The organism is Yersinia sp. LJYL362, assembly GCF_048323875.1.
Map to the genome: position 1 here is coordinate 1 of NZ_JBLWEX010000275.1, position 19,648 is coordinate 19,648.

The window sequence follows — 19,648 nt, forward strand, 5'->3', positions numbered from 1 at the left end:
GTTGCTGCTTACCTGTTATTGAAGACTGTTTTTGATACTGATTGAAACGATATGTTATAGCTAAAACAAACAGCCTCTAAACTAACCGCCAGCCTGAATTGCTGTCAATAAAAAACGCGCCCAAAGGTGCGTTGGATATACCACAAAAATAGGGCTATTCTTGTGGTATCAAAGGGTTATGTTTATTTAACTACCCCTAACAAACTCTAAATAACTTCAACCGATGGACGATTTATGGACAAGGGATACACCTCTCAACGGATTTAGTGTGATAGCGTCTTGCAAAAAATCCGGTGCAAAATGAGCATAGTTCATCGTTTGTTGAATATTGGAATGTCCAAGTATTCGTTGAAGTGTGATTATGTTCCCGCCATTCATCATAAAATGAGTTGCAAAGGTATGCCGTAGCGCATGTGATGCTTGCCCCTTTGGTAAATCAGGTTTTAACTCTTTCAATAGTGAACGGAACTCATTGTAATCTGCGTTGAAGAGCTGGCCGGATTTCTTGGTTTTGATGATAGTTAACATTTCATCAGATATCGGGATTGAGCGTTTTTTCCCGTTCTTTGTTTCAACAAAAGTAACCTTATTCCCAACTATGTGCTCGCCCCGAAGATTCTTAGCTTCCCCCCATCTTGCACCGGTACTTAGGCAAAGCAACGCTATTCTGCGTTGATCTCCTGTAGCTTTTGAAAGCAAATCAACGATTTCATCCTCAGACAAAAATGACATTTCGCTATTTTTTAACCTTAGCTTCGATACCGCACAGATCGGATTCTCACTATGGAACTCTTCCGCTTCAATTAGCGTACTGAACATACCAGACAGCACAGAAAGGTCACGATTCACCGTTGCAGGCGACAAACCAGAACTTAGGCGTTGCGAACGATACTCCATGAGAAACTTGCGTGTAATCATGTAGATTCGTGGATTACTCATTTCTCTATCTATTTTATACAGCCTCAACTTTTCCTTTTCGCCATGCTTCGTATTTTGGCCTTGATACTTCCACCATAATTCGATTAGCTCAGAAAGAACCCTTTTATCTGCTGGCTTATCAACCCATTCTTTATTATGAAAATTTGCCAAGACATAGCGCTCAAACGTTTGGGCCTCTGCCTTTTTATCAAATTTGCGCCGAATCCGTTTTCCTTCCGAACCCTGCGGCCTGACATCCACTTCGTACCGACCATCAGTGAGCTTCTTAATTGACATAAGTAAGCCCCTCAATGAAATAACTATCTTGGAATGAAATATCAAAAATATAAACTTTATAGATACTTAACCAATCTTTTTGTCTGAGTGCGGTGAGGTTGTTTCGTCTTGCCCACAAGGGGAGAGTGCCGGAGCTATCTGTCCGGCAGCGGGATCAACTTCATCAAACATAAACCAGTCACGGTACTTTCTAAATCTGGAGTGCTTAAAGAGTTTTTTACCAGCCTCTAGCGATACTTTAGCTTTACCTGACTCGTAGCCAGCGTAAGTTGTGTAATTAATCCCTATTAAATCAGACATTTCCCGCATATTTAATCTTTCAGATTGACGAATTGCCTTTAACTTTTCATTGTCATGTATTGACATAAATTACGTACTCACGTAGATTCTATCCATATTGATAACTCGCGGCGCTCGTACGGACTCTAACGACCCCTAAGAGGCTCTTGCGAGAGCGAATGGAGAGAATAGCAAATGCAACAAGTATCAGAAACCTCCTCGGTATTGGTGTCGGTAGAGTTTTTCGCTAACTACATCGGTAAAACTCCAAAAGCAATCCGTCAAATGGTTGCTGCTGGGAAACTTCCGGTGATTCGACTAAAGAACCCGCAGAATTTGGACGGGGAGGGCGAGATTTTGATCCATCGTGGTGAGTGGGATGCTTACGCTAACCAACTGGCTTGCACCGCTACACCTGAATGGCACGCATGGAAAGATAGATTAGTTACCTCCAGGCCATCCGCAGCAGTGAATCGTAAAATTGCAGCAACTAAAACATCCGCCGCCAAAGCGAATAAAAAGACAATCAATCAGTATGGCGCAACGGCATGATTTCCCCATTGCTTCGCGGCCCGATGTACGCACTGACTGTTATCAGCGACCACACAACTGCTTACCGTGGTTTCTCAATCACCAGATTGAAGCGAAATAAAAGAAACCCAATTACCCGCTACCACGTTCGCCAGGGTGATGAGTCATACGGTAAGTTCGACGCCCAGGCACAGGCAACCGAATACATTGATCAGTTGTATGAAATGAGGGGATAAAGCCCTCCCTCAAATAAAGTAATTTGCGAAAGGGTTTTCTCTTTATTTACGGAATGGAGATTTAGAAATGTCGAAATTTATTAAAATAAAAGACGGAGAAACATTTATTCTTGTTGATTTTGAAAAAATAATTTGTGCGTATGGTCGTGCAGATGGGAAAAGCAACATTGCTTTATTAGGTTCAGGTTTTGATGGTGTGGATATACCAATTAATGAATTAGCAGAAACTTTAATTCAAGAAGAGTGCTTAATTAATAAAAAAACAAACCTAGGGGATGTCACTATTACTCCAAGTGTAATTGACTCCAAAATGGGAAGTTTCAAAGTAATCTCATTGGTGGGGAATACAGAAAAACAACTGGAGGGTATAGAGATTTTTCGGCGTAATTATTTCGTAAATGGAGTCCATAGCGGCGTGATAATTTTTGACTCGAACTGCCGCATTACAGATACGGCAGCGCTAGCTTTAATAAGCGAGGGTGGCGAGTAACGCTACCTGTTATTACGGTTTCGCCAATAAACGGCTGCGGGATGGTTATCAACTAACTCTCGCCGCTCACAATAATCTTTAGATAGGACTGCCGGACTTATTGGCACGCCAGCTGCATCAACGAAAGGGGCACAAGCAATGGATTCTCTGGTTTTTTTTGCAGCAACTAAAGCATCTTCGCATGTCTTATATCCATTACGCCCGCTATATTCCTCGGCGCTCTCGGTGATTACATTGCCTTTTTCGTCGATTGCTTGCCAATCCCATACATCCGGCTTGCGATTATTAAAAATAAAAACAACAGGTGCTTTTAAAGCTGTAATTTCAGGATACAAATCAATCTCATCAATTTTTTCTGCGATACAGCTAACGAGAGGCGCTTTTTCTATAACAGTTTGTATTTTTTCAAGGTCTCTTATTGCCTCGTGTCGACTGGTAAATATTGGGCCTTTAAGACGCACAGCAGATGATTTACTTATTAGTTCCCACCACCATTTATGTCCATTGTCAATTTTGCATTGCAGTTTAAAAATCATATCGCATTCCTTTTTGTGGTTGGTTGGCATGTGCGCCGGGGTTCCCTCTCACAGTAGTAACCGGCGCAAAAACAGTACCACAAAAAACGCGCGCCGGGCGCGATGTAGTCCCCCGGCAACTATTCATTTGATGGAGATCACTTAATGACCGCTAACCAATGCCCGTCACTGGCTGCAATGCTAACGAACGGCCAGCAAGTAACACACCGCCGCCACCTGCGTGGCTGGCTTGAAGCTCCGGACGGTCGTAGTTTTCAGCCAAAAGCTACCGAAGTGCAATTTATCAAAGGTTGTCGATTTCCATTTATGGCAAAACCTAGGGCTAAACCCCGTTGGTGGGCGCGTCTGATGGGAATCTTTGCGTAGGGGGATATATGGCAAACACCGAGGAGGCCCGCGCGGTACCGCTGACATTAAAAGAACGTCAGCACGGCCTACAGCATACCGCTGAAATTTGGTGTTTATTCCCCAACAAAAAACACCAGGGAATTATCCCGGCACTGCTCAAAGAAATGGGCGAGACAGACCCAAAAATGAAAGGTGCCATTTACTACCTTGCAGACATTACAAAGGCTAGGCATGGATTGGAGTTTAAGGAGCTGTTACCACAAGAGCAAAGAAATATCGTTGATGCGCTAAATAGATGGAGGGCATCAGCCAGTTTATTACCGCAAAGAATCACCTATATAGATTGTGATCCGTTGCCGGATAATAAAATCGATTAAATAAACACCTGAAATTAACAGGCGCTTTGCTGCGTCGGGATTCCCATTATCTAAAAACGGGGTAATAACAATGACTGTGGCACCGATAAAACTAACCAAAGAGATAAATGACATAGAACTGGTTGAGCATTTTAATAATGCTCGCCTATCTGAGCGTTTGTTATTACTTGAACGATTAGACAACAAACTAGCCAAATTAAGTCAATCCGTTTTTTCTAAAGAAGAAGTATTTGAAGAGTTATCCAGCTGGATATCAGAAGTTAAACCCGTTGCTAATTCATCCACTGAAAATAAAGAGGCTAAATAATGGCTACTCATATTAATACCACCAATGCAATTAAAGGGCTGACTTGTGCGGCTAGTAGTCTCATTCCCCTTGCTGCGCTCGATGGCACTCATGCAATCGCATTAAGAGCGCACGTCAGAAAGCATTTAGTTGCTGCCGGTCTTGAAATCGAACGTCTTAATAGTGAAGCCTCCAAACTACGGCAGAGAGTGACACACTTAGAAGAATTCAATTCATCATTCGAACCCAAATGGGATTCTTTAATCTTTGCGATCATGGGTACTGATGCCGGTAAGAATATCTGTAAAGAGGGTCATGATAAAACGACTGAGTTAGCCATTCAGGCAATACATAAAACCGAGTCCGACCGTAAAGAAGCGCAGCGCACAGCAGAAGCATTTCAGGAAGCCGCTTCACATTCGCGAACCGTAATAACCCATCAATTAAAAATCCTGCCTGAATATTTCCAGGCAGTTATTGATGGCAGAAAAAAAGCCGAGTTACGCACTAATGACCGTGATTTTAAAGTCGGTGATTATCTGCTTTTAGTCGAGTGGGACGGTGGAACTGGTGAATACACCGGTCGTAAAATTGGGGTGGAAATATCAGACATTACTCAATGTAATTTTGCCGCGCCGCAATTAGTTCTGCTTTCATTTTTTGATCCATGCGATGAAATTCCATTTTAAGGGGGCTGCTATGACTATCCCAAATCGTCACGGCCAGCCCTGGTCACCGGATGAGGTGGCTTATCTGCGTGAAGCGGTAAACACCACCCGATATAAAGACATCGCCGATCACCTTGGCCGCACCTTGACCGCCGTCCGGGTAAAAGCATTTTCCGAAGATGTTAACCCATCAACGATTGGCGAACGTAACCGCAACTCAAAACACAGCGATCATGATGTTGAACTATGCCGCGCGCTCTATGCCGAGGGATTAACGCCGAGCGTTATCGCTGAAAAAATGGAAATACCGAAAGGCACGGTATGCGCCATTGTTTACCACCGTATACGGCAATTCCCTACGCCAGGCGGCTCACTCCAGCAATGACCAACCAACGCGGCAGAACTCAGCCCACCCCGTCACAACCTTACCCCGGAAACGATGAAACGTTTGCCGGGGTTTACTCTTGGAATAAACCCAACACCGCTATAAATCCGTTATTGGAAATCGTACCGGCACAACGTACCCCGCTGGCCGTCATGATGGCCGCTTATCAGGCTGACCAACAAGCAGCTATTGAGGCGTCACTCACTAAAGAGGAATTGAAAGCCCGCGAACGCCGTCAATGGCAAATTGACACTCTGGATGAACATGAGCTTTTTCTTGATATCCACCTTGCCCGACTGGCGCAATCACATAAGTTACAGCGCCATATTCCCGCCGCCCTGGTACAAGCAAATTTAAGCAGCCAACCAAAGTTTATTCGGAAGCCATTACAGCAACGCATTGATTATCTACGCCGTGAATCTGGCGACGAACGGGCCAATACCTTTTTAACTGAAATTGTTGAAAGCGCATTGTCACGCCTGGACGCCATGAGAAAGAAACAGCAAACAATTGCCTATCAAAACATTGCCAGCCGGGAGCGGTTAGACGATTTATTGCGACTGCCAGAATTAAACCAAAAGGAAGTGAAAACCCTGGCGACAATGGTCGCCGCGCATATGGATATGCTGTTTGACGATCAGGTCACGAAAGTGCTCACTGACGAAACCACCCCCGATGAAATATTACAAATCTATCAAGTGGTTGCCAGTGAAACCGCCCGACTTTGTATCACTCCACCTTATTGGTATGCGTTAAATGAATGTCTGCGCCGGCGCGGGGAAGTGCCTTACCACTTACTCCCCGGAGCACTGGCGCGGCTGCGTTGCGCCGAATGGTGGTACAGAAAGTTATGGCGTTTACGGAGTGAATGGCGAGAGGAACAATTACGCGCTGTGTTATTGGTGCATAAACACGCCTCCGCTTATATCAGCTACGACGCCCTGACACACAAACGTGAGCAGTATCGCCGAATGCTGGATTTTATTCGTTCACATGAGTTTGTGAATGACGAGGGTGTCACGCTGGATATGGAAACGGTGGTTAATGCCAGCACCAGTAACCCGCGTATGCGCCGCAATGAAATGATGACCACCATGAAAGGGCTAGAAAATCTGGCCGAAATGCGATCCGATTGCGCCGTTTTCTACACCATTACCTGTCCGTCTCAATATCACGCCACCCTTGCCAATGGGAAACCTAACCCCAAATGGACAACCAAAACGGTAAGAGAAAGCAGTGATTATCTGGTCGTTCTCTTTTCCGGTATCCGTAAGAAGATGCACCGCATGGGCTTACGCTGGTATGGGATGCGTGTTGCCGAGGCTCACCACGACGGTACCGTTCACTGGCATTTAATGTGCTTTATGCGCAAAAAACATCGCACGGCCATCACCAAGATAATGCGTGATTTTGCGATCAGAAAAGACCGTGCCGAGCTGGGTAATGATATCAAGCCCCGGTTTACTGCCGAGTTGATAACAAAACGAAAAGGCTCGCCGACCAGCTACATAGCCAAATATATCAGCAAAAACGTTGATGGCCGACAAATGAAAACGGTGATCGACAAGGCAACCGGTAAGCCGTTACTGAGTAAAGAAACCGGCAAGCCGTTAGGTGACATGGTAGAAAATGCCGTTGCCTGGGCGAGTTTGCACCGGGTGCGACAGTTCCAGTTCTTTGGCATCCCCTCCCGCCAGGCTTACCGCGAATTACGGCTGTTAGCCGGCCAGCTACAACGCAAGTTAAAGCCCAAAAAGGGTGCGCAACTTCTGCCCGATAAAAAAATGGATGATGTCCTCGCGGCGGCGGATGCGGGTTGTTTTGCTACCTATATCCATCATCAGGGCGGCGTCCTCATACCGCGCAAGTACCACACCGTGCGTACCGCGTATGCAATAGCAGACGTGGCGAATGACTACGGCGAATACGGCACACAAATCTACGGGATCTGGTCACCACGCCTGGGCGATGAGTCACGCGTATGCACCCATAGCGATAATTGGAAGATGGTCGCGAAGCCAGGCAACGATAACCAACCAAACTCCGACCGCAACGCGGTCGCAGGTTTTGACGTTGGCCCTAATGGCTCTTTGCCCTCCCTTGGACTCGTGGCAATAACTGTCCCCACCTCCGACGACGAAGCCCCAAGGCAGCGTAAAAAACGAACAACGCCACCGCCAGATTTTAATGATTTTGACAGTTTCACCTACACCCAACGGCGAGAACTGCGCAACCGACTACGGGAAGAAGCTAAAAAACCACTGAAAAAAATTGAGACGTAGCCTATCAGCGCCTCTATGGTGGAAATGTGCCAAAAAATCGACAAAGCCGTACAGCGTAGCGGCTGGATATTGGAAAAGTGGGAAATCAACGTGCTAGCCAGGGGCGGTAATTTGGTACTACCCAACAAAATGACCGCCCGACTTGATCAGGAATGCTGGCAGCAAGGGGAAGTGAAGTTAATTAAGTTGTTTGACATATATCAACGTTGAAAAAATGAAAAGCCCCATCAATCTTTTCTGATGAGGCTTTTTGTCAACTTAGGTATGAGCTACTACATATATTCTAAAGGCAGCTGTCTACATTTCGGGCTACCAAATCACTCTTTTATTAGCAGACCCCAATCGTCATCAGTTTCTTCTACAACAATGTTAACTGAACAAAAAACCTCATCTTCTGATATTCTAATGTAGCGAAACAACTTTGATTTGACCTTCCCGTTAAAATGAGCATATTCAGTGTTCATCCCCTCAATATCAACGTAATCCCCTACATTAGGTAACAATAGCAGTTCATTTTTATCTGAGCTTAAAGGCACTACAATTCCATCATCCAAAGGTCTACTTGATCCTTTGGGGAAATATTGAAAATCTACTCCATAATTTACTTTCATAAATATATTCCTTTAATTAATTATCAGGCTAAATTTAAAAAACTAATTATCATCGTTCGTGATGAAGTTTAGGTGAAAACTCAATATCTCGTACACTCAGAACACTCAGAGTAGACGGTGTAGCCATTCGGCGGGTTTCTCTTATCCTGGCTGACCTTGCAGCAAGTCTAGCGCTATCTGTCTTTCATCTGGCTTCAACATTTCAAGTAATGCCATCACCAACTTACTCCCCGTTAACCCGCTGGGACTGAGTGAGTGTGAGAACACCGCGTTAAATACAAAGGTATGACCGCACTCGACATTGGAGCAAGCACAATACAGGTCGGCTATTTTGACGTCTTTCCATTCTGTTTTGCGGATAATTGCGGGTGCGCGGCATTCCGTGCATTTAATCTTGAACATTCGCATATTAACCACTCCGAAAGCTATTTCTGTTAACTTCCGTGATTTTAGCTTAATTCTGCTCAATTTTCGCCCCTTTCGGTGTTATCCGTATCTTTATCTGCTTTAAAGCGTAGGTGTAAATTTACGGGTATTTCGGGGTCGGTATTCACGGCGCGCATAAACTTATTTTGCACCGGGATAACTTCATCTTTTCGGTACGTGGCGCGGGCTTTTTCCGGGTCACCCATCACCGTTCCATTAGGTGGGATAATCCCCGCCAGGCCGGACGGGAAGCGATGCGCCGTGAGAATATCCTGGGCGGTAATGCTTTTAACGTTGGAAAATTCATCCTTGGCGCTCACTTCACCAATCGATATCAATTTAATCCCCTCCGGGTCACCTTTCGGGATACTGATAAACATATTGCGGAAGTTACCCACACCTTTGCTCTGTTCTATTTTTTCTTTGATTTCCTGTTCGACTTCCGTGCTGATGTTGGGGTCGTTGGCATACAGGATAAAGCCCATATGTGCGCCATTATGGTAGTAACGACGGCGAAATATTGTGGCCTCAGAATTCAGTAATACCGAATGAATACCGCCGATATAGTCCGGCAAACCGTAAATTTGTTGCTGGGGATCGTACTGCGCCAAAAAAATAATATCTTCCGGGGGATAAGATAGCGGCTCATCCTTTTGTAAAACGACAAACTCACCCGTTTTGCGCCGGCGCGTATAGAGTGAGGGCAGCGGTACCAGGTCGATAACCTCCCCCCAAAAATTACGCACTTTCAAGATAGCCACATCACCAAACAGGTAATAATTAAACGCCGCGCCCTCAATGCTATCAGTGGTTAGCCCACCGCCGAGGTAGTCGCTAACCAACATGTTACGCCTGGCATAGAGAACGCCACCATGTTGGCCGTTGAGATTTGGCAGTTGCGCCAGGGCGAGGCGTTCAATAGGCAATCGCCAGTGGTCAAAATCATTGTCGTACCATATTTCACTGTAATCCGTGCCAGTGGTTAATATCGGTTCCGGCTCCCCAAATGAAATAACGCTACCGCGTCCGGGGGTGAAATCCTCGGTTGCCTTAGTTTTTTTTGGCTGGGTGCTGTTCTTGCGTCCGCGTTTCTTTTTAGTTGTCATGCTGCTTTTCCAAAGGCCCAGGTAGACGGGCGGTCATATTCATAGTCGAGGGGTTCATTAATCACGGCGTGAGAAATGGCAAAAAATACGTCAGCATGGCCGGTAGCGTCTGACCGTTCGGCCACAAAGGTAAGCGCGTTACCGCTGGCGGTTGTCGTGCGCCGGATAGCCATAAAGCTGGCGGCAATTTCGGCCCGCTCCTGGCTGTTCTCGTCGGTGGCGTCCTTACTCCATTCGATGCGGTGACGCTCCACCGTATCAATCATTTTCAGCACCAGGCGGGTTTTGCTTTCCACACTGTAGAGAATCGGGGTGGCTTCCCTGGGCGCAAATTTGGTGACCAGGTCATAAACGCCGCGACCAATGCCGGTCACGTCAATACCGATATAGGTGATGTTATAGCGCCGCATCAGCTGCTTTATCTGTTCAGCCTGCCAGGTGAAATTCAGCCCTTGCCAGTAGAACACCGCTAGGACGCGGAAGCGTTCACCGTCATACATCGGCGGTGCAATAATCACAAAAGTAGAGTTATCACCGGAGCGGGACGGGTCGAAGCCACACCACACTTCACGGTTAGCAAATGGTCGGGCGGCTTTGATGTCGTGGTCTTGCCACATGCCGGCATCTACCGCGCATTTCTCCAGTTCGGAAAACTTGAATACCGCGTCTTTACTGTCAACAAATTGGCACATGTACAGCATGGCGAATGCGGTCGCATTGTACTTATTACGCAGCCGCTCAATATCGACCAGAGCACCCAGCCCGCCCTTGATCGCATCCTCCATCGTGATGATGTAGCGCCATTGATCATCCGGGCAAAGAATCCCCCCTTTACGCAGTTCGCTTTCTTTTGGGAATATGGCCTTTTTCCGTTTGGCGTCATCTTCCCGCCAGGTATCCCCCGTCCATATAGGGTACGCCGGGTGTGTTTTGGCGCTGGGCGTTGAAAAGTAAGTGGTGCGGAATTTGTTATGCGTTGCCATCGCGGACGCGGTTTCGTGGAATTTCCCAAATTTGGGTATCCAGAATATTTCGTCGCCGTAAAGATGGCCGTTAAAACCCTGAGCCGTGCCGGCATTGGTCGACAAGAACCGCAGTACCGCCCCGTTACTTAGTTTGATTGGGTTACCGGTCAGCGTAATACCAAACGCCTGTTGAGCGATTTCGACAATATAAAATTTGAAGATTTCAGACTGTGCGCGAGATGCAGAGAAAAACACCTGCCGATCACCGGTTAACACCGCATCTTCAAAGGCTTCAAAAGCAAAATAGTAAGTCATGCCGACTTGACGCGATTTCAGAATGTGCCGGAAGTTCTGCTCTTTATTGGCGCGACAATGCAGCTGGTAATCAAACAGGTGTTCACTGGCCCAACTATCCAACATTTCTTTTGTGATACTAGAAATATCATTTTTGCGGTATGAGCGTTTCCTCTCGCTGCCGAATCCGGTTTCATCCTCGCCGCCTGACTGCATCGCCATGCGCGTTTTTATTTCTGCCATTTTCTCGGCGTGTTTATTACTCTGCGCCATTAATTTGACGTGGTGCGCGACCAGGTCGCGGACCTCCTCCAGCTCCAGCGCGGTTTTGTTTTCGCGCCGTGATAACTGGTCATGTCGGCGCGTAATGGCCGCTTCAAAAGATTCAACCGGTAATAATGCCGCCCACTGACCTATATCAGACCAATGGTAAATTGTGCGCACCGGAATATTTAATTCCTGCGCAATATCTTTGGGCGTCCAGCTTTTAATAAAAAGCGTTCGCGCCGCCTCTTTAATTTCATCAGAATATTTTGCCATAAGGCTATTATGACGAGGTAATTATGTGTTAGTTAAAATTAAATGTGGTCTCATTCGGATAACAGCTTATAACCGAACTTATAATAATGAAGATGGGTGCGCCGCATTTAAATATCCGCAATACTGCAAATCACACGGTAATTATTCATTAACCAAAAGTATAAAGGTATTTCATGCCGCAACTTATTTCAGATTGGATTTGTATTGGTACCTCTGGAACGTCTGTTGACGGTAGGCCATTAGAGCCGCAATGGTTGATTGAATGCGCTAACACCTACAGCCGTGAGACTTACACCGCTCTATTGTGGCCGTACCATGAGGAAGATATTGCTATGCGGCAATACACTCCTAACATGGGGGAAGTCGACGCTTTAAAATATGAACAAGTAGGTGAAAAAATAAAGCTTTATGCCAAGTTAATACCCAATCAATTTTTAATTGAGGCTAACCGACAGGGGCAAAAGCTTTTCACTTCCGTAGAAATAGTTCCCGATTTTGCCGGTAGTGGGGAAAGTTATTTATTTGGTTTGGCGGTAACAGATATCCCCGCAAGTTTAGGAACTGAAAAAATATCATTTACTGCTAATGGCGAAGATAAAGCGGTAACACGCGGTAATGTCGAAGCCTTTAGCCTGGGCCAATTAAAAAGCCGTGAAAGTAAACCGGAAAATAAAAAGTCGGGTTTCTTTGACCGCCTATTTTCCATTAAGAAAGAATTCACACCCGACCCCGACAATAACCAGCCCGACCAGGGCGAGGATGAAACCAAGATGGATGAATTAAAAGCCCTTATTGAAGCGCTGACCCTGCGTATTCAGCAAATGGAAGAAAAAGCCAACGGCACTACCGCCGATACACCGGAAGAAGCCGCCACCGATGTGGCCGACTTGGCTGATGAGATTGCCGACGTCGCCGACCAGGTAGCCGAAATCGCCGCCGAAGTAGCCGACAATCCAGAGGATGAAGTGGTCGCCGCTGAATTCAGCGTGGCTAAAAAGAATCTGGCGCAGTTGATGCAATCATTTAACGCCAAAGGGGTGTCAGCTCGTCGTTCCCGTAACCATTCGCGCCGTTCACCCCGTCGTCAGAACTTCACCGCCCGTACTCCAGCGGCCAGCAGCAACGAATTGACCGGCTTAAAAGAACAGCTAACCACGGTGCTACAAAAATTCAGCGCATTGGATGCGCGTCAATCCAAGGTACCCAACGGCGCACCGAGCGGCAGCAATAAGCCTTTCGAATTCAACTAACTGCATTCGCCATTGACCACCTTTAAACGGGATAAAGAACATGCAATTAACACCCAAAGCGGAAGCACTAATCCGCAAATATGCGGCTGGCTTAGCCAAGGCCAATAACCAGCCCGATACCAAGCAATTTTTTTCGCTGACTGACCCGAAAGAAACCTCGCTGCGTAATGCGCTGATGCAACGGTCTGAGTTTTTACGTCTGATCAATCTGATGGATGTTGACCAGATTCAGGGCCAGGTCGTCAATACCGGTAATCCGGGGATGTTTACCGGGCGTAAAAAAGACGGTCGTTTCAACCGTGAAATGGGCGTATCGGGCAACAAATATGAACTGGTTGAAACGGATTCAGGTTCTTATCTGACATACGCGCTTTTGGTCGTTTGGGCGAACTCTGGCAGTGAAGATGAGTTTTTCCAACGTATCCAAGAGTTTAGTAATGAATCCTTTGCGCTGGATATGCTGCGTATCGGTTTTAACGGTAAAACCATCGCCGACAATACCGACCCGGTAGCTAACCCACTCGGCCAGGACGTGAACCGAGGCTGGCAGACTATTGTTCAGGAACGTTCCCCCGGTCAAATCATCACCGATAAAGTGATTTTAGACCGCAACGGTACCGGTGCTGATTTCGTTTCCCTGGACGCGGCGGTAACTGACCTGATCCACAGTTGCATTTATGAGCCATTCCGCAACGACCCGCGCCTGGTGGTATTGGTATCGGCTGACCTTATCGCGGCCGATGCAACCAGCATGATGAACCGCATTGACCGCCCGACCGAGAAAGTCGCCGCGCAGTTGATTAACCGCGAGATTGCCGGCCGTACCGCCTATACCCCGCCATTTATGCCAGAAGGGCGTTTGATCGTTACCACGCTGTCAAACCTGCATTTATACACCCAACGCGGTACCCGTAAGCGTAAGGCCGAATGGATTGACGACCGCAAGCGCTTCGAAAACAACTACCTGCGCATGGAAGGCTACGCGGTGGAGTATGACGAGCTGTATGCAGCTTACGATGCGATCACCGTTGGCGACGGCGTTCTGGATGAAGTCAACGGAGGCGAATAACTATGGCCCTTTCCCCTTGTCAGCGTTACCGCCGCCGTGTTCAGGCTGAATTGGCGTTAAAAAACCATGAAGCCCTGAGCGCCAGCCCCGCCAGCCTGCACTTACAGCTACGCGAGCTGGACAGTGATGTAACGCGTGTGCGCAGTCTGGGAACGATTGCCGACCGTGTGGATATGAAGCGTGACGAGCTGTTACCTAAGTGGTTACCGACCGTTGAACGCTATCTGGAGGGGGGCATTGCTCACGCTAACCCGGCGTTTGCTTGGTGTGTGGTCTGGTTGTTTGACGTGGGGAACTTTGATCAGGCGTTGGATTGGGCCGATATCGCCATCGAACAGGGGCAAAACACCCCTGAAAATATCAAAAGCACCTTTGCCACCTTTGTGGCGGATACCGTCATGGAGTGGGCCGAAACTCAGGCGTCACTCGGTCACAGCATTGAGCCGTATTTCAGCCGAACGTTTGCCAATATCCGCGATAAATGGCGGTTACATGAAGAGGTTAACGCCAAGTGGTACAAATTCGCCGGATTGCTGCTACTGGCTGATAAGTCCGGCAAACCGGTTGCCACGGCGATCGATGATGTGGAAACGCTGTTACAGGCTGACGCATTACTGGCACAGGCGGGCGCTTTTGACGTGAAAGTGGGCGTAAAGACCCACCGCGAAAAAATCGCCGCCCGTATTCGGGCTTTACAAAAAGTTTAACGACTACCGCAAGCCGGGGCGGGCGCGAGGGAGACAGAAAACCCGTAAGGTTTTCAAGGTCGTGGATCTCGGTCAGCCCGCTTCCCATTTTGCACATAAGGGGTTTACGTGGCAGCACCATCATTGGGGTTTAGCGGTCGGCAGATTGAATACCAGGACGAACCCGTTATCAACGGGGTGACATTCTGGCCCGACCTTAATCTGGCCGACTTTCAAAAGTCGCGCACTATCCCGCCAGAACTGCCGGCATCAACCGCCGCGCAGGCGTTATTAGCCGCGATTGCTGAAATTAATGATGATGCTGCCGACGTTGTGACCTATTGGCAAGGTAAAGGCCATGCCACTGCATTAGATACGCCTGGGGCAAAGATGGCTGATGAAAATCAGCTTACCGCCCAATACAAAAAGGCGGTCTATGCCAGGGCAAAAGCGGATTTATTGGGCGAGTTTGCCAGCATTGGCCGGCGCGAAACGCACCCAGGGCAGGAAAGCAGCGAAACCCGCGCCATTCTGTTAGCTGAAGCGGCATTTGTGCTGCGCAACATGAAGAAATTCCCGCGTGTTGGGGTGCATTTGATATGAGTCAAATCGAAAGCCTGACCGCCTTTTTGACTGAGAATTTGCCAGAACGGGCAATGCAACAGTTTGAAAGTGCCATTGATAGCGCATCAATCATGATCGCCCCAAAATACCTGGGATTAGACCAGCGCCGGCTGGGAATATTTCGCTATCACGCGGTATTGAATTGGGGGGCATTCCCGTACCGAATTTGCGCCCCGGCAGAGGTTTACGCGCTGGTACTGGTCTGGCTGGACTCTTACCGCAATGAGATTTATGACGAGTTAGAACTGGCCGAGCCGACTGTCGATATTGAATTTGATGAAGAAAATTCATCACCGCTTGAAATCGTGGTGGAGCTGGCCGACAGCATCAATATTCGCGTAGACGAAAATGGCAGCATTCCATTTAAGGGCCAGCGCTGGTCACTGGTTAACCCTGAAATCATGATTGCCACCGGTGGCCGGCTGTTCAGTGGTGGGCCATCAGGAGAGCCACAATCACCCAGCGTACCTTTGAGTAATACGCCGTGATTGTCCGGGGAGAGCTGGATAAACGCCAGCTTCAACAATTGCGAGACACGCTCAAGGCGGCAGACCTGCCCCCAAAAAAGCGGCAACGATTGTTATGGCGCATTGCCAAGCTGGGGATTATTACCGCCGCAAAACGTCATCAGCGTAACCAGACCGACCCGGACGGCAATCCGTGGCCGGCACGCAAACGGGGTAAGGGCAAGATGTTACGCCAGTTACCCAAATTATTGCACGTGCGTGAAATGCCAGAGCGGGAAGCAGTACGGATTTATTTCAAGGGTGGCAAATATAACAACGGGAATAACCCAGTTTCAGCCGGCTTGATTGCTGGGGTGCATCAAGATGGCGCGTCATTTTCAATGAGTGCCGACCGCGCCCCGCGCCCTGACCAACGTAATAAATCGGCACTGCCGCGCCAGGCTAAAAAGTTGCGCGCCCTGGGTTACAAAGTGCTGCGAAACGGTAAGTACGTTAAAGCCTCCAGCGCCCAAATACTCAGTACCTTGAGCATGGCACAGGCTGGGCTACTGATAAAAAAACTCCGGGGAAAACCAGCGAAAAGCACCTGGAAAATCGATATTCCCTCTCGCGTGTTCCTGGGCGTGAGCGATACCGAGTTTAACAACATTATGGCGCGCCAACTCCAGGCTATTGGTTTCGGCTGGGACGTGAAAGCGCAGGACATGAAAGGAAAACAATAATGACATGGCCCACAGTAACACTAAACCAGCTTAACCAGCGCCAGGGCAGGATTAACGAAGTTGAGCGCACCGTGCTGTTTATTGGCAGTGCCGCCGCTGATTCTGATAACCCCGGTGATTTAATCGCCCTGGATTCGCAATCGGATATCACCGTGGTATTGGCTGATGCGGATAGCGCTCTGCGTGAGAACGTGCGCGCCGCTCAACTTAATGGCGGTCAAAACTGGCAAGCCTACGCCATCATTTTACCGGTTGATGCACAGCCGGGCGACGACATGCTGGCAATTCTGAGCGCACAACAGTTGCTTTCGGTTGAGGGGGTGGTTTGCACCATACCCATCACTGATGTGAGCACCGGTCGCACCAAAATTAACTTATACGCTGCCTTGCGCGCCGAGCTGGCGAACAAATACGGCCGTTGGGTGTGGTCAATACTGACTGTGATCGGCCCGCAAAAACAAAATGAAGTAGCCGAGGGTATGAGTTGGTCAGCCTATCAGGCCTTTATGGCCGAACTGGAAACCGGCATTGCTGCCGAATCGGTACAACTGGTACCGGCCTTGTGGGGCAATGAAGCCGGCGTTTTAGCGGGGCGTTTATGTCACCGCAGCGTGACAGTAGCCGACAGCCCGGCGCGGGTAAAAACCGGCGCATTGATTGGCCTGGGCATTGATAGCGCCGATATGCCGGTCGATAAAAATGGCGTTGAAGTCACTTTGGCCCATTTGCGCGCCTTACATGACCTGCGTTATTCGGTGCCGATGTGGTACCCCGATTATGAGGGGATGTACTGGTCAGATGGCCGTACCTTGGATGTGGTCGGCGGTGACTACCAGAAAATTGAGAATGTGCGCGTGGTTGACAAGGTTTCTCGCCGGGTGCGCATTCAGGCTATCGCCAAAATTGCCGATCGCTCAATGAACAGCACCCCGTCCAGCATTGCCGCCCATCAGACCTATTTCGCCCGCACCATGCGCGCGATGTCGCACAGCTTCCAGATTAATGCTGAGACATTCCCCGGCGAAGTGAAATCACCACAAGCGGGTGATGTGGGTATCAGCTGGTCGGACAGTGAAACGGTGAGTATTTACATTGTGGTGCGGCCTTACGGCAGCGCCAAATCGATTCAAGTCGGCATCATGCTCGACGAGTCAATCACCGCCATAACGGAGAATTAATATGACGACTGCACGCATTGGCGGTAACTCAATCGACATTACCCTGGGTACGCAAATTATCCATGTGAAAACTGTGTCAGTGGATATCACCGACAACACCGCCGCCACTCAATCGCGCGGTGTTCCTGATGGTTACGTCGCGGGTGATGTCTCCGCCGAGGGGGAAATGGAGGTTGATACCAAAAACTTTAAAAAACTCAGTGCTGCCGCTAAATCCGCTGGCAGCTACCGCAAAATGCCAACTACCGACATTTTGTTTTACGCCAACACCGGCGATGAGGAATTAACGGTCGAGGTCTTTGGTTGCAAGCTGATTATTACCAGCCCGTTAGGTTTTGACCCGAAAGGCGGTGAGACGGCTACGCATAAATTTAAGTACATCGTGACCAGCCCGGACTTTATCCACATTGACGGCACGCCGATTTTATCGAGCGACGACGTTCGCGACTTGATCGGTTGAGTGATGCATATGCCAAACGGAGAAACATCATTTATTCGCATTGTGCTCATGCTGGGCGGGATTGGCGCTTTTATTTCACTTGCCAAGGTGTTGGTGGGTAACGAAGCGATCACCCTGCGTCTGATTGTGGGCCGAACAATCTTAGGTTCCGGCACGTCATTACTGGCCGGTATGGCGCTGATTCACTTTCCAGATATTCACATTCTGGCGTTAGTCGGTGTTGCTGCTGCTCTGGGAATTATGGGTTCCAGTGTGATTGAGATGGCCCTGACCCGACTACTGACCCGCTATCTGGGGCGACTAAAAAAGGAAAATGAATCATGACATTAAGCGAAAAACAGGCGGTATTTACCGTCATGATCGCCCAGCTCATCAATTGGGCTGACGAACACGGCTACCGCCTGACCTTTGGTGAAGCCTGGCGCACCCCGGAACAGTCCGCATTAAATGCCAGGAACGGCAAAGGCATTCTTAATAGTTTGCACACGCAACGCCTGGCGGTGGATTTCAATCTGTTTATTAACGGCCAGTACCAGGACAAAAGCGAAGCCTATAAGCCCTTGGGTGAATATTGGGAATCCATCGGCGGCGCTTGGGGCGGGCGTTTTAAGTCCAATCCAGACGGTAATCATTTTAGCCTGGAACATAACGGGGTGAAGTGATGCGCGAATTGTTGCCGACGGTACTGCTATTGATTGCCGCCTGGTGTTTAGGCTGGACGATGCACGGCGACCGCCAGGCAAAAATCGAACTGGCAATTAGCCAGGTCGCCGAGGCTAACCGCGTACAGGTTGAAAATATCGCCGGCACCTCAGCGCGCCAGCTTGAGGACAAATTAACGGAGCTAAGAGCCAATGAAGTGCATACCGAGCGCCTTATCAGGACTGAAATCATTAAACCGGTATTTAGCACTGTTTGCGCTACTGATGAGTATGTCCGGTTGTTCAACGCCAGTGCGGAGAGTGCCGAACGTACCCTATCAGGAAAACTTGTTAACCCCTTGCCCGGTCACCTTGCCACGTCTGGCCGGTAATACCGGCACCGATTTTAGCGACACGTTAGGACAGTATCAAAAGATATACCCGGAATGCGCCACACGGCATAACCAACTGATAATAGAAATAAAACAACGAAAGGAATTAGAGAAATGAGCAAAGAAATCAAAGATGTGATCACCCTGACCGTCAAAGGTATGGATGTGCAATTCGCCCCGACGCTGGTCGCTTATAACAAGTTCCTGAATGAGTCGGTGCGGGATGAAAATATTGTCGGTGCAGTTAGCACTTATCTGAAACGTATTGCTGTACCTGAATCGCGCGACAGTTTGGCCGAACTGCTGCAACGGCCCGGCATGGCGACGGCAATTGTCAAGAAAGTGAATGAGATTTACGCGCCGGATGCCGAAATCGAAGTAAAGGAATAAACGCGCTCATTCAAGCGATTAAGAGTAACCCGCTTGAACAATATATGACGCTTCGGCGTCATTACCTCCCCAACGAGGGTGATGATGTTATGAGTCTGGCGCGCGCGGCCTGGCTGGCTGAGTATTTCCAAGAAAGCACCATTAACGGAGTTGCCGGTGGGGTTTGTAAAGCCTTTAACGGTGAGTAGGGATAA

At 48.4% G+C, this 19,648-nt stretch carries 30 protein-coding genes; 23 read left to right on the forward strand and 7 right to left on the reverse strand.

The annotated features are described in order from the left end of the window. Window positions 1–216: 216 nt before the first annotated feature. Both ACNSO8_RS17385 and ACNSO8_RS17390 read right to left on the reverse strand, forming a co-directional pair. A complete protein-coding gene (locus tag ACNSO8_RS17385; protein ID WP_418395359.1) occupies window positions 217–1,215 on the reverse strand; it encodes a tyrosine-type recombinase/integrase in 999 nt (332 codons plus the stop codon). Window positions 1,216–1,281: 66 nt separating this feature from the next. After that, on the reverse strand, window positions 1,282–1,581 hold the full coding sequence (locus tag ACNSO8_RS17390) for a helix-turn-helix domain-containing protein (RefSeq protein WP_011815649.1): 300 nt from the start codon (window positions 1,579–1,581) through the stop codon (window positions 1,282–1,284). A 108-nt stretch (window positions 1,582–1,689) separates the two neighbouring features. On the opposite strand from ACNSO8_RS17390, the gene ACNSO8_RS17395 reads away from it, so the two are divergent. From ACNSO8_RS17395 to ACNSO8_RS17405, 3 genes are all read left to right on the forward strand, one after another. After that, a complete protein-coding gene (locus ACNSO8_RS17395; protein ID WP_011815650.1) occupies window positions 1,690–2,046 on the forward strand; it encodes a Cox family DNA-binding protein in 357 nt (118 codons plus the stop codon). Then, a complete protein-coding gene (locus ACNSO8_RS17400; protein ID WP_418395360.1) occupies window positions 2,043–2,261 on the forward strand; it encodes a hypothetical protein in 219 nt (72 codons plus the stop codon). Before ACNSO8_RS17395 ends, ACNSO8_RS17400 begins: the two co-directional genes overlap by 4 nt. Before the next feature lie 67 nt (window positions 2,262–2,328). Then, complete coding sequence (locus ACNSO8_RS17405) at window positions 2,329–2,751, forward strand: hypothetical protein (protein ID WP_418395361.1); 423 nt, start codon at window positions 2,329–2,331, stop codon at window positions 2,749–2,751. 2 nt (window positions 2,752–2,753) lie between these two features. Here ACNSO8_RS17405 and ACNSO8_RS17410 read toward each other — a convergent pair whose 3' ends face one another. Continuing rightward, window positions 2,754–3,287 carry a hypothetical protein gene (locus ACNSO8_RS17410; protein ID WP_418395362.1) on the reverse strand — a complete coding sequence of 178 codons (534 nt, stop codon included), beginning with the start codon at window positions 3,285–3,287 and terminating at the stop codon, window positions 2,754–2,756. Between the two features lie 144 nt (window positions 3,288–3,431). Between ACNSO8_RS17410 and ACNSO8_RS17415 the strand changes: the two genes are divergently transcribed. From ACNSO8_RS17415 to ACNSO8_RS17445, 7 genes are all read left to right on the forward strand, one after another. Beyond that, a complete protein-coding gene (locus ACNSO8_RS17415; RefSeq protein ID WP_050336662.1) occupies window positions 3,432–3,653 on the forward strand; it encodes a phage filamentation protein Fil family protein in 222 nt (73 codons plus the stop codon). Between the two features lie 8 nt (window positions 3,654–3,661). Then, window positions 3,662–4,012: a DUF5347 family protein gene (locus ACNSO8_RS17420; RefSeq protein WP_418395363.1), complete on the forward strand. Its 351-nt coding sequence runs from the start codon at window positions 3,662–3,664 to the stop codon at window positions 4,010–4,012. Between the two features lie 70 nt (window positions 4,013–4,082). Further along, window positions 4,083–4,319: a hypothetical protein gene (locus tag ACNSO8_RS17425; RefSeq protein WP_418395364.1), complete on the forward strand. Its 237-nt coding sequence runs from the start codon at window positions 4,083–4,085 to the stop codon at window positions 4,317–4,319. Then, window positions 4,319–4,987 (forward strand): DUF3850 domain-containing protein, encoded by a 669-nt coding sequence (locus ACNSO8_RS17430; RefSeq protein ID WP_418395365.1) that lies wholly within the window; start codon window positions 4,319–4,321, stop codon window positions 4,985–4,987. Before ACNSO8_RS17425 ends, ACNSO8_RS17430 begins: the two co-directional genes overlap by 1 nt. 10 nt (window positions 4,988–4,997) lie before the next feature. Further along, complete coding sequence (locus ACNSO8_RS17435) at window positions 4,998–5,351, forward strand: hypothetical protein (RefSeq protein ID WP_418395366.1); 354 nt, start codon at window positions 4,998–5,000, stop codon at window positions 5,349–5,351. Next, window positions 5,348–7,633 carry a replication endonuclease gene (locus ACNSO8_RS17440; RefSeq protein WP_418395367.1) on the forward strand — a complete coding sequence of 762 codons (2,286 nt, stop codon included), beginning with the start codon at window positions 5,348–5,350 and terminating at the stop codon, window positions 7,631–7,633. The genes ACNSO8_RS17435 and ACNSO8_RS17440 overlap by 4 nt, the downstream gene beginning before the upstream one ends. A gap of 24 nt (window positions 7,634–7,657) precedes the next feature. Beyond that, complete coding sequence (locus tag ACNSO8_RS17445) at window positions 7,658–7,843, forward strand: hypothetical protein (RefSeq protein WP_418395368.1); 186 nt, start codon at window positions 7,658–7,660, stop codon at window positions 7,841–7,843. A 107-nt stretch (window positions 7,844–7,950) separates the two neighbouring features. Here ACNSO8_RS17445 and ACNSO8_RS17450 read toward each other — a convergent pair whose 3' ends face one another. The 4 genes from ACNSO8_RS17450 to ACNSO8_RS17465 all read right to left on the reverse strand — a co-directional run bounded on the left by ACNSO8_RS17450 (window position 7,951) and on the right by ACNSO8_RS17465 (window position 11,575). Then, the gene (locus tag ACNSO8_RS17450) at window positions 7,951–8,244 is read right to left on the reverse strand and encodes a hypothetical protein (protein ID WP_418395369.1); all 294 of its coding nucleotides are present in this window, start codon (window positions 8,242–8,244) and stop codon (window positions 7,951–7,953) included. A 141-nt stretch (window positions 8,245–8,385) separates the two neighbouring features. After that, the gene (locus ACNSO8_RS17455; protein ID WP_049616163.1) at window positions 8,386–8,712 is read right to left on the reverse strand and encodes an ogr/Delta-like zinc finger family protein; all 327 of its coding nucleotides are present in this window, start codon (window positions 8,710–8,712) and stop codon (window positions 8,386–8,388) included. After that, window positions 8,709–9,776 (reverse strand): phage portal protein, encoded by a 1,068-nt coding sequence (locus ACNSO8_RS17460; protein ID WP_418395370.1) that lies wholly within the window; start codon window positions 9,774–9,776, stop codon window positions 8,709–8,711. Before ACNSO8_RS17460 ends, ACNSO8_RS17455 begins: the two co-directional genes overlap by 4 nt. Next, a complete protein-coding gene (locus ACNSO8_RS17465; RefSeq protein ID WP_418395371.1) occupies window positions 9,773–11,575 on the reverse strand; it encodes a terminase large subunit domain-containing protein in 1,803 nt (600 codons plus the stop codon). The genes ACNSO8_RS17460 and ACNSO8_RS17465 overlap by 4 nt, the downstream gene beginning before the upstream one ends. Window positions 11,576–11,748: 173 nt before the next feature. Here ACNSO8_RS17465 and ACNSO8_RS17470 point away from each other — a divergent pair, with 173 nt between their 5' ends. The 13 genes from ACNSO8_RS17470 to ACNSO8_RS17530 all read left to right on the forward strand — a co-directional run bounded on the left by ACNSO8_RS17470 (window position 11,749) and on the right by ACNSO8_RS17530 (window position 19,642). Continuing rightward, entirely contained in the window at window positions 11,749–12,825 is a 1,077-nt protein-coding gene (locus ACNSO8_RS17470; protein WP_418395372.1) for a GPO family capsid scaffolding protein, read from the forward strand. Between the two features lie 40 nt (window positions 12,826–12,865). Next, a complete protein-coding gene (locus ACNSO8_RS17475; RefSeq protein WP_418395373.1) occupies window positions 12,866–13,894 on the forward strand; it encodes a phage major capsid protein, P2 family in 1,029 nt (342 codons plus the stop codon). Between the two features lie 2 nt (window positions 13,895–13,896). Continuing rightward, window positions 13,897–14,601, forward strand: a complete 705-nt coding sequence (gene gpM / locus ACNSO8_RS17480; RefSeq protein ID WP_418395374.1) for a phage terminase small subunit — start codon at window positions 13,897–13,899, stop codon at window positions 14,599–14,601. Window positions 14,602–14,709: 108 nt separating this feature from the next. Next, the gene (locus tag ACNSO8_RS17485) at window positions 14,710–15,183 is read left to right on the forward strand and encodes a head completion/stabilization protein (RefSeq protein WP_418395375.1); all 474 of its coding nucleotides are present in this window, start codon (window positions 14,710–14,712) and stop codon (window positions 15,181–15,183) included. Continuing rightward, on the forward strand, window positions 15,180–15,692 hold the full coding sequence (locus ACNSO8_RS17490) for a phage tail protein (RefSeq protein ID WP_418395376.1): 513 nt from the start codon (window positions 15,180–15,182) through the stop codon (window positions 15,690–15,692). The genes ACNSO8_RS17485 and ACNSO8_RS17490 overlap by 4 nt, the downstream gene beginning before the upstream one ends. Further along, window positions 15,689–16,393, forward strand: a complete 705-nt coding sequence (locus ACNSO8_RS17495; RefSeq protein WP_418395377.1) for a phage virion morphogenesis protein — start codon at window positions 15,689–15,691, stop codon at window positions 16,391–16,393. The genes ACNSO8_RS17490 and ACNSO8_RS17495 overlap by 4 nt, the downstream gene beginning before the upstream one ends. Continuing rightward, window positions 16,393–17,571, forward strand: a complete 1,179-nt coding sequence (locus ACNSO8_RS17500) for a DUF2586 domain-containing protein (protein ID WP_418395378.1) — start codon at window positions 16,393–16,395, stop codon at window positions 17,569–17,571. Before ACNSO8_RS17495 ends, ACNSO8_RS17500 begins: the two co-directional genes overlap by 1 nt. 1 nt (window position 17,572) lies before the next feature. Beyond that, a complete protein-coding gene (locus ACNSO8_RS17505; protein WP_418395379.1) occupies window positions 17,573–18,031 on the forward strand; it encodes a phage protein in 459 nt (152 codons plus the stop codon). Between the two features lie 9 nt (window positions 18,032–18,040). Beyond that, window positions 18,041–18,355 (forward strand): holin, encoded by a 315-nt coding sequence (locus tag ACNSO8_RS17510; protein ID WP_411919836.1) that lies wholly within the window; start codon window positions 18,041–18,043, stop codon window positions 18,353–18,355. Next, complete coding sequence (locus ACNSO8_RS17515; RefSeq protein WP_411919837.1) at window positions 18,352–18,693, forward strand: M15 family metallopeptidase; 342 nt, start codon at window positions 18,352–18,354, stop codon at window positions 18,691–18,693. The genes ACNSO8_RS17510 and ACNSO8_RS17515 overlap by 4 nt, the downstream gene beginning before the upstream one ends. Beyond that, complete coding sequence (locus ACNSO8_RS17520; RefSeq protein WP_418395380.1) at window positions 18,693–19,064, forward strand: hypothetical protein; 372 nt, start codon at window positions 18,693–18,695, stop codon at window positions 19,062–19,064. Before ACNSO8_RS17515 ends, ACNSO8_RS17520 begins: the two co-directional genes overlap by 1 nt. A gap of 114 nt (window positions 19,065–19,178) precedes the next feature. Next, window positions 19,179–19,454 (forward strand): putative phage tail assembly chaperone, encoded by a 276-nt coding sequence (locus ACNSO8_RS17525; RefSeq protein WP_411919839.1) that lies wholly within the window; start codon window positions 19,179–19,181, stop codon window positions 19,452–19,454. A 44-nt stretch (window positions 19,455–19,498) separates the two neighbouring features. After that, entirely contained in the window at window positions 19,499–19,642 is a 144-nt protein-coding gene (locus ACNSO8_RS17530; RefSeq protein WP_190278712.1) for a DUF6890 family protein, read from the forward strand. The last annotated feature ends 6 nt before the right edge of the window (window positions 19,643–19,648 follow it).